Origin of the sequence: Streptomyces bambusae (assembly GCF_019400985.1) — a bacterium.
Taxonomy (GTDB): Bacteria; Actinomycetota; Actinomycetes; order Streptomycetales; family Streptomycetaceae; genus Streptomyces; species Streptomyces bambusae_A.
The window spans coordinates 1-8,228 of the sequence record NZ_WTFF01000321.1 but is presented as its reverse complement, the minus strand read 5'-3'; the positions used below and the strand labels follow the sequence as shown (position 1 = coordinate 8,228).

At 74.7% G+C, this 8,228-nt stretch carries 9 protein-coding genes; 3 read left to right on the top strand and 6 right to left on the bottom strand.

From position 1 onward, the window contains the following. Window positions 1-612: helix-turn-helix transcriptional regulator (locus tag GPJ59_RS37955; RefSeq protein ID WP_258025128.1), on the top strand; the 612-nt coding region annotated here is incomplete at its 5' end. 185 nt (window positions 613-797) lie between these two features. Here the strand turns inward: GPJ59_RS37955 and GPJ59_RS29995 are convergent. Beyond that, window positions 798-977, bottom strand: coding sequence for a hypothetical protein (locus GPJ59_RS29995; protein ID WP_219671057.1), 180 nt, complete (start codon window positions 975-977; stop codon window positions 798-800). Between the two features lie 159 nt (window positions 978-1,136). Between GPJ59_RS29995 and GPJ59_RS29990 the strand changes: the two genes are divergently transcribed. Both GPJ59_RS29990 and GPJ59_RS29985 read left to right on the top strand, forming a co-directional pair. Next, window positions 1,137-2,216 carry a helix-turn-helix transcriptional regulator gene (locus GPJ59_RS29990; protein WP_308120563.1) on the top strand — a complete coding sequence of 360 codons (1,080 nt, stop codon included), beginning with the start codon at window positions 1,137-1,139 and terminating at the stop codon, window positions 2,214-2,216. A 105-nt stretch (window positions 2,217-2,321) separates the two neighbouring features. Continuing rightward, complete coding sequence (locus GPJ59_RS29985; protein ID WP_219671056.1) at window positions 2,322-3,419, top strand: AfsA-related hotdog domain-containing protein; 1,098 nt, start codon at window positions 2,322-2,324, stop codon at window positions 3,417-3,419. A 73-nt stretch (window positions 3,420-3,492) separates the two neighbouring features. Here GPJ59_RS29985 and GPJ59_RS38705 read toward each other — a convergent pair whose 3' ends face one another. The 5 genes from GPJ59_RS38705 to GPJ59_RS29960 all read right to left on the bottom strand — a co-directional run. Next, the gene (locus GPJ59_RS38705) at window positions 3,493-4,341 is read right to left on the bottom strand and encodes a 4'-phosphopantetheinyl transferase family protein (RefSeq protein ID WP_308120562.1); all 849 of its coding nucleotides are present in this window, start codon (window positions 4,339-4,341) and stop codon (window positions 3,493-3,495) included. After that, window positions 4,338-4,601, bottom strand: a complete 264-nt coding sequence (locus tag GPJ59_RS29975; RefSeq protein WP_219671055.1) for an acyl carrier protein — start codon at window positions 4,599-4,601, stop codon at window positions 4,338-4,340. The genes GPJ59_RS38705 and GPJ59_RS29975 overlap by 4 nt, the downstream gene beginning before the upstream one ends. Next, window positions 4,576-6,786 carry an HAD-IIIC family phosphatase gene (locus GPJ59_RS29970; RefSeq protein ID WP_219671054.1) on the bottom strand — a complete coding sequence of 737 codons (2,211 nt, stop codon included), beginning with the start codon at window positions 6,784-6,786 and terminating at the stop codon, window positions 4,576-4,578. Before GPJ59_RS29970 ends, GPJ59_RS29975 begins: the two co-directional genes overlap by 26 nt. Then, complete coding sequence (locus GPJ59_RS29965) at window positions 6,783-7,829, bottom strand: 3-oxoacyl-ACP synthase III family protein (RefSeq protein ID WP_219671053.1); 1,047 nt, start codon at window positions 7,827-7,829, stop codon at window positions 6,783-6,785. The genes GPJ59_RS29970 and GPJ59_RS29965 overlap by 4 nt, the downstream gene beginning before the upstream one ends. Beyond that, on the bottom strand, window positions 7,826-8,228 hold a 403-nt coding region (locus GPJ59_RS29960), incomplete at its 5' end, for an acyl carrier protein (protein ID WP_219671052.1). The genes GPJ59_RS29965 and GPJ59_RS29960, both read right to left, overlap by 4 nt.

Sequence of the window (8,228 nt, the reverse complement as noted above, 5' to 3'; positions counted from 1 at the left end):
CTGCTGGCCGCGGCGGAGGCGGCGGCCGGCGAGGCCGGGCCCGCGTCGGAGGCCGCGGCCGAGGCCGAGCGGCTGCTGGCCGGCGTGGACGACGTACGGCTCGCGGAGTTCCTGGAGGCGCTGCGCTGGCTGGGGGCGGCGCTGACCGCGATCGGCGAACCGGACCGGGCCGAGCGGCTGCTGGAGCGGGGCTACCGGGTGGCACTGGCCTGCGGGCAGGCCCATCTGATGGGGCTGCTCGCCCTCGGGGTGGCCCGGACGCGGCTCGCGGCGGGTGACCCGGACGGCGCGCGGGAGCGGATCCGGCTGGCGGCGGACCTGGCCGAGCACACGCGGTCCGGGGCGCTGGCGGCGGCCGCGCGGGAGGCGGGGCGCGACGTCGACGCGCACGCCGCCGGGTACCCGGACGCGGGCCGGCTGACGCTGCTGAGCGAGCGGGAGCGGGACATTACTGCCCTTGTGGGGGCGGGACATACCAATCAGCAGATAGCCGTACGGCTCGACATCAGTGTGAAGACGGTGGAGACCTATATGAGCCGGATTTTCAAGAAACTGGGCATGAATTCCCGGACTCAGGTGGCACACATTGTCGGCCTGAGCAGTCGCCAATAGCGGTTCGGAGAGGTCCCCGCAACCTGATTCCGGTCTTTTTGCCGCCCGTTTACGCCATCGGCCCCGCCCCTCGGAACGTCCCTTCCGAGGGGCGGGGCCAGTGGTGCCGGGCTGGGCCGGCGGGGGATCCGGCGTCCGGTTCCCCCAGTCTCTCCCGTATCTGCTTGAGCAGGGCTAAAGCGGGCTCATCCCCACTGGTCGTCCACCGGACCGTCGCCGATGGTCAGGCCGAACTCCCACACGGTGATCTCGATCGACGGGGTCGGGAGCCCGACGACGGCGGCGGGCTCGGACGCCTGCGCGCCAGTGGTAGAGGCGGCCAGAAGGCCGAAGGCCAGAAGGAGACCGGCGGCAGTCTTTCGCATGGCCAGGCTGTTCACGTTTCTATACCCCCGTGTGTGCAAGTGCGGTTGCCTCGTTGCGAGAACCATCCTGGCCAGCCGGTACGGCCCCTACCAAGAGAAAGTGCCTGGCGTAAAGTTGCCTGGCAGGAAGTCCTGTCAGTACATGGGGGTGACTACAGGGTGTCGGGGAGATCCCTCGGAGACGCTGAGTTCGGACGGCTGGACGACACCAGCGCGTCCGCCTATCAGCGAGCCGTCCTACTCGGCCGTTTCGTCCGCGCGGAGATCGCCGCGGCGCTGGACATGGGGGAGCCGGAGGTGATCCGGGCCGAGGAGACGCTGATGACGATGCGTCTGCTGCGCCCGATGCCGGGTACGCCCGAGGTGTTGGTGCCGGTGAGTCCGGACGCTGCCGCGGCCGACCTGGTCGGCCCGGTGGAGAACGAGATCCGCGACCTCCAGCAGTCGGTCGCCGACGTCAAGAGTCAGATGCTGGGCCTGCTCCCGGCGTACTTCGAGACCCGGCGCCGGCGCAACCAGGCCGAGGCCTTCGACGTGATCACCGACGTCGGCGTGCTCCAGTCCATGCTGGACGAGTGGGGCGCGCGGTGCCGCAGCGAACTGCTCACCGTGCAGCCGGGCGGCAACCGCAGCAACGTCGACATGAAGAAGGCCGAGGCCAACGCGCTGACGAGGCTGCGCCGCGGCGTCGGCATCCGCCACCTGTACCAGCACACCATCCGCAGTGACGTCACGGCCTGCGACTACGTCCGCAACATCGTCGCCGAGGGCGCCGAGGTGCGCACCACCGACGAGGTCGTCGACCGGATGTTCATCTACGACCGGGAGGTCGCCTTCCTGCCGGAGCAGCAGGTGGAGGGGCGGCGGCCCGGCGCCATCGTGGTGCGCGAGCCCGGGCTCGTCGCCTTCCTGTGCAAGGTCTACGAGCACCAGTGGGCCGGCGCCGCCCCGTTCGTGCCCGGGACGCCCGAGACCGCCGACATCGCCGACGACCTCAAGCGGTCGATCATCCGGCTCATGGCGCAGGGCCACAAGGACGAGATGGTGGCCCGCCGGCTCGGCATGTCCGTGCGCACCTGCCGCCGCCACATCGCCCGGATCATGGAGGAGATGGAGTCCACCAGCCGGTTCCAGACCGGCGTCAACGTCGCGCTGTACGGGCTCCTCGGCGCCGACTTCGCCCCCGCCGGGGCCGCGCCGGGCGAAGGGGCGGCGGCCGCTCTGCCGCGTACTAGCTGACGGGCAACAACTTGCCAAGCCCGGTGGCTGGTTCGTGCCACGGGGTGTTCGGCAGCCTGGAACCCGCGGCCTCAGCACGGGGTGGGGCCGGAGGGAGGCGCAGCCATGGACACTGCCGTCGTCACCAGGGAGCACACGACGACCGGGGCCGCACGGCACCTGGTGCACCGGCCCCAGCCGTGGGAGCACACCGGCCCGGCGGCGGCCCCGCCGGCCGCCGAGGAGTTCGTGCTGACCGGTGAGCTGCCCACCGGGCACCCGCTGCTCAACGACGGGCCGCGGCACTTCCACGACATGCAGGCGGCCGCGGAGATGCTCCGCGAGGTCGGCGAGTTCATCGGGCGTGACCGGTTCGGCGTGCCCGCCGAGCGGAGCGGGATCTTCTACCGGGTCGGCATCGACGTCACCGACCTGGCGCCCTGGCGGGTACGGGCCGGCGCCGCCGGCCCCGGGCGGCTGACGACCGTGATGCGTGTGCGTCCCGACAAGGTCGTCGACGGAGTGCCGCGCGCGCTGGAGTTCCGTACCGCGCTGGAGATCGACGAGGTGCCCTGCGGCACCGGCAGCGCGAACCTGGTCTTCCTCGCCCCGATGGTGCACCGCAACCACCGCACCCACAGTCGGCGGGCCGCGCTCGACGCGGTCCGCGGACCCGGCGGCCGGCCCCATCCGGCCGCCGGGTCCACCCGGATGCCGGTCCGCGAGCCCGCCCGCGAGCAGGTCCGTGGGTCCGCCTACGAGTCCGCGCACGAGTCCGCGTACGAGTTCGCGCACGATCCCGTCGACGCCGGCGAGGTGGGGCGCGGGGACCCGCGCAACGTCCTGCTGCACGCCCCGTCCGCGCTGGCGCACGGCCGGCTGTCGGCCGCCGTCCACGTGCCGCCGCACTGGCCGGCCGGCCGGTGCGGCGGGGACGGGGACGGGCACGTGCCCGCCCTCGCGCTGCTGGAGGCCCTGCGGCAGACCTCGCTGCTCGCCGTGGGCCGCGGCCACGGCATGGCCGCCGGGCGCAGCACGCTGGCCGCGCTCCAGGTGCACGTCCGCGGGTACGCCGAGGCCGATCTGCCGATGCGCTGCGCCGCCGTGGCGGGCCGGCCGGGCCGGGACGCGGAGGGACGGCGTACGGCCTCGCTCACGCTCACCCTCGCCCAGGCCGGGCGGACCGTCCTGGAGGCCACCACGACGGTCGTCGAGGACCACTGAGGGCGCCCCGGACCACCGGGGTCGCCCCGGACCACTGACCACCCGGGGTGCGCACGGGAGGGCGCGCCCCGGGTCAGTTCGCGGCGGCGGCCAGGGCCAGCGCCAGGGCCTCGGCCGCCTCGGCGTCGAGCATCGTGGTGATCCCGGTGTCGAAGGTGCGGCCGAGCCCGGCGTCGTACACGGCCGCGCTCACGCAGAACTCGGTGTCGCCGACGTCGAGGTAGTACGTGGCGAACGCCCACTCGGCGCCCGCCCCGGGCGTCCCGTCCGGCCGGTTGACCTGGAGCGGCCTGCCGTCCGGGCCGAAGCCGAACTCGGTGAACCGGAACTGCATGCCCTGCCCGATGGCCTTGCTGTAGGCCTCCTTCAGGGTCCACAGCCGCACCAGCCGCGGATTGCGCTCCTCGGGCGCCAGCTCGCCCAGGCCCAGCCGTTCGTGCGGGGTGCAGATCAGCCGGTCCAGGCCCTTGCTGTAGATCCGCCGGTCGGCCAGTTCCGCGTCGACCCCGATCAGACCCCGCGTGGTCAGGCCCACCATCAGCAGGTCGTCGGTGTGGCTGAGGGTGATGTCGATCTGGTCGCAGCCGCGCAGGTACGGGCGCCCGGTCGGCCCGTACGTCAGCTCCATGTCCACCGCGTCGGCGTGCAGCGCGGCCGCCGCCGCGGACTTCAGCAGCCGCCGCGACGCCGCGTACCGGTCCCTGATGTCTTCGTGCGCGATGTCGCAGTAGCGCGCCCAGTCCCGCCCGAGCAGCGCGCGCAGGGCGTCCGGGGCGAGGTCGCCGGGCCGCCAGTCGGCGAGCGTGCCGTACACGAGCGCGGTGCCGTAGCGGCGCAGGTCGGCGCGGACCGCGTCCCAGTCGGTTCCGGTGGCGCCCACGGCAACCGGTACTCCGAGGGAGGCCTGTGCGGAGGTGTTCACCGGGGCCCGCCTCCCGCCGAGGCCACCACGTGGGCGTGGATCTGCGCGATGCTGCGGGCCTGGAGCACCGAGGCGACCGGTATCCGGCGGCCGGTCTCCTGCTCGATCAGCATGACCAGGCGCAGCAGGTGCACCGAGTCCCAGGCCGGCAGCGCGTCGAGGTCGGCCTCCGCCTCCTGCACCGACAGGTCCAGGCCCAGCTCGTCCCTGATCAGGTCCAGGAACCCCAGGAGGTCAGCGGTTCGTTCGAGCAGGCTCATCGTCCCCTCCGAGGTCCGAGTCGATCGTCAGGTGGGCGGGCGCGGCGGGCAGGCCGGCCAGGTCGTGGCGGAAGCACAGCGCGCCGTCGGCGCCGGCGGCGGCCGCCACGGGGGTGAATCCCGCCGAGGGGTAGAACCCGGCGGCCCGGCCGTTCCTGGCCGTCGGCCGGTACCGGCCGACCACCGCGGGCAGTCCGCGCTCCGCGGCGTGCGCGAGCAGCACGGCGAGGACGCCCTGCTCGACCCCGCGGGCGAACACCCGGCAGCTGAGCCAGAAGTTGTCGACGTGGAGTGCGTCGTCGGCGTACCGGGCGAGCACCGCGCCGGCCAGTCCGCTGTCGCCGAACCGGTCCGCCACGTGGACGGCGAGCACCAGGCCGGCCGGGTCGGCGGCGGCCGCCCGGACGCCGTCGGCGCCCAGCCGCTCGCCGGTCAGGTTGAACTGGTTGGTGCGCAGCGACAGCTGGGCGATCCGTTCGGCCTCGTGCGGCCGCGGTCGCCCGAGCGTCAGGCGCACGCCCAGGTCGTGCAGGTACTCCTCGTACGAGCCGCTGCCGCGCTCCAGGCCGGCGCGGGCGGCCGCCTGCCGGTAGCGCTCGGTGCGGGCGCGGTCGTCGCCGGTGACCCGGGGCGTGTCGAACCAGCCGTCGGCCAGCAGCCGGGCGACGTGCAGCGCGGGCTCGGTGCCCAGCGGTACGACGGCGGCCTCCGGCACCCGCGAGCGCACCAGGGCCCGCTCGGCGGGGGAGTCGTCGGCGAAGACCAGTGCGTCGGTGGCGATGCCCAGGCCGGCGGCGATCGCGCGCAGGCTGCCGTCCTTCGGCTCCCAGTGGGCATGGACCTGCGCGAAGTCGTCCTCGCGCAGCTGCATGTCGGGATGCCCGCGCAGCACGGGCCGCACCGCGTCCTCGTCGTTCTTGCTGCTGACCGCCAGCAGCACGCCCTGCGAGGCGAGTTGCCGTACGGTGCGCTGCAGCGCCGCGTACGGCTCGCCCGCGAGCGTGCCGGGCGCCGCGGTGATGCCCTCGGGCCCGTCGTCGCCGAGGACCCCGGCCCACAGCGTGTTGTCCAGGTCCAGCACCAGGCACTTGCGCGTCAGCCCGTGCCGGGCGCGCAGCACGTGCGCCGCCTCGCGGGCGTAGGCCGCGAGCAGCTGCTCGCCGTACGCGGCGCGGGCGTAGAGGGCCAGGCGCGGATCGGTGGCCGGGCCGCCCTCCGCGACGAGCGGGTCGAGGTCGACGACGGCGAGCGCCGGGCGGTCGGCGGTCAGCCGCAGCAGCCGGGCGTTGAACTCCCGCCACACCGCCCCGAGCAGCGCCCGCTCGTGCCGGCCGACCAGCTGCTGGAGGACGGTGCGCGGCAGGACCAGGGTGTTGAGGACCAGGGTGCCGGCGGCGTCCGCCGCGTGGGCGTCCGCCGCCGCGGTCAGCCGCTCCAGCAGCCGGGCGAGGCCCGCCTCGACGTCCTGCCAGGTCCACGGCACCGGCAGGGCGTCCATGACCGCGCCGGCGTCGAGCAGGCACAGGGTCAGGTCGGGCCGGCAGCGGCGCAGTTCCCCGTCCGCATCGTGCAGGTCGCGCAGCCAGGCCCCGTGGTCGCCGGTGACGGTCCTGGCCAGCAGCCCGTGCCGGGCGAGCTCGGCGGTCAGCGGGTCGCCGAGCCGGGCCGTCGAGGAGTGGCCGGTGACGGCCACGGTCACCAGCGGGGTGCCGGGGTGGCGGGTCAGCACCTCGTCCGGGTCGAGCGCGGCCAGCACCCGGCCGGCGCGCGTCAGGTCGCCGGCCACGGCCTCCGGTTCGCGGTCCCCGGCATCGGTGAGCTCGGCCAGCAGGGCCGGGACGCGCGGCCACTGCGCGGCGAGCAGACCGTCGCGGCGCAGCCGGCGCAGCTCCCGCAGGGGGTCGGTGGCCTCGGTGCCGGCGGCAGCCGGGGTGCGGGTGGCGGCTGCGGTGCCGGCGGCGGCCTCGGTGCCGAAGGTGCCCGGCAACCCGGTCGTGGGGCCGTTCGCGGTCCCGTTCCCTGTCCCGGGCACGGCGGTGGTCCCGGGCCCGGCCGCGGCAGCGGTTGCGCCCGCGGTCCCGGGCCCGTTCCCGTTCCCGTTCCCGGCGGCGATCCCGGTGGTGGTCGGCGACCCGGTCGCGGCGGTGGTCCCGGTGCCGGCGGCGGCCTTGGTGGTCGTGGTCATCGGGCCGTGTCCGTCTCCGCCAGGCGTTCCAGTGCCAGCCCCGCCCGGATCCACTTGCTCGACTCCACGACCACGGCCAGGGCCCGTTCCCCCTCGTCCATCGCCGCGGCGAGCCGGTCGAGCTGGATCAGCGGCAGGGCGTTGCCGGTGTTCCCGGTCTCGGCCACGCAGGAGATCTCGGTCAGCTCCGGCACGCCGAGGTGCTCGGTGATCCGGGCGGTCATCCGTGCCGACAGCTGGGGAGGCAGCAGGTAGTCGACGTCCTCGCGGGTCCAGCCGGCGGTGCCCAGCAGCTCCCGGAAGATCTCCGCGGCCATCAGCGGCACGTTCTCCTCGATGGCCTTGTAGTCCTCGAACAGCATCCGGCGGGTGTGGTCCTGACGGGCCGTGCCCTGCCAGTCCACGATCTGGCCGGGGGCCCGGCCCCGGCCGGTGAAGCGGTGGAGCAGGCCGCGTACGGCGACGGCGTCCCCGGCGGGCTCCGCCGTCACCACGGCCGCGCCCGCCCCGTCGCCGAACAGCACGTAGTTGACCAGCTCCTCGGTGGGCAGGCTGACCGGGTCGCGCTGCGCGTCCAGGAAGCGGTCGGTGACGTCGCCGCCCACGACCAGGCCCGCCCGGTGCCCGGCCGCGAGCAGCGCCCGGGCCACGTCCAGCGCCTGCACGGCGCCGGAGCAGCCCGCCTGGAGCTGGTACACCGGCAGGTGGCTCAGGCCCAGGCGGTCGGCGACCACGGTGGCGGTGGTGGGCAGCAGGGTGTCCGGCGTGGCCGTGGTCAGGACCAGGAAGTCCATGTCCGCCGGGGCCAGTCCGGAGGTGTCCAGGGCCCGCCCGGCGGCCTCGGCGCACAGGTCGGCGAGGCTGTGGGTGAGCGTGCCGGTGCCGAGGTCCCAGCAGAAGTGCCGGGTACGGGTGCCGACGAAGAGGTCGATCCACTCCTCGCTGATGCCGAACAGCTTGCCCAGCGAGGTGTTGTCCACCGGGGGGCCGGGCAGGGCCGTGCCCGTGCCCGCCAGGAAGAGCGTGGTGGGGGTGTCCGTCATGTTGTCGCTCCCACACTGATCCACTCGCCGACGAACTCGGCCAGCGTGCCCACCGTACGCAGCGCGGGCAGCAGCCGGGGCACGGTGATGCCGCTCGCCTGCGGCAGCCGGGCCTCCAGCCGGTCCTTCAGCTGCATGATCATCACGGAGTCGAAGCCGAGGTCCTCGTAGAACCGGGCCGCCCGGACCACCCGTTCGGGCTCGTACCCGCCGACCTCGGTGACCGCCTCGACGACCGCGGCGAGCACCGGATCGGCGGCCGCATCGGCGGCTGCATCGGAGGTCGCATCGGAGGTCGCACCGGCGGACCGGTCCGCAGCGGCCGGCTCCGGGCGGGCCGGGGCGCGCCACGGCTCCTCAGCGGAACCCGGCCCGGCCTGCGGTGCAGCGGCCCGGGCC

What these genes read in the sequence shown, in the direction of transcription:
- GPJ59_RS29975 (WP_219671055.1), bottom strand. Translation starts at nt 4,601, where the DNA reads ATGAGCCTGCTCGAACGAACCGCTGACCTCCTGGGGTTCCTGGACCTG.
- GPJ59_RS29970 (WP_219671054.1), bottom strand. Translation starts at nt 6,786, where the DNA reads ATGACCACGACCACCAAGGCCGCCGCCGGCACCGGGACCACCGCCGCG.
- GPJ59_RS29995 (WP_219671057.1), bottom strand. Translation starts at nt 977, where the DNA reads ATGCGAAAGACTGCCGCCGGTCTCCTTCTGGCCTTCGGCCTTCTGGCC.
- GPJ59_RS29965 (WP_219671053.1), bottom strand. Translation starts at nt 7,829, where the DNA reads ATGACGGACACCCCCACCACGCTCTTCCTGGCGGGCACGGGCACGGCC.
- GPJ59_RS29985 (WP_219671056.1), top strand. Translation starts at nt 2,322, where the DNA reads ATGGACACTGCCGTCGTCACCAGGGAGCACACGACGACCGGGGCCGCA.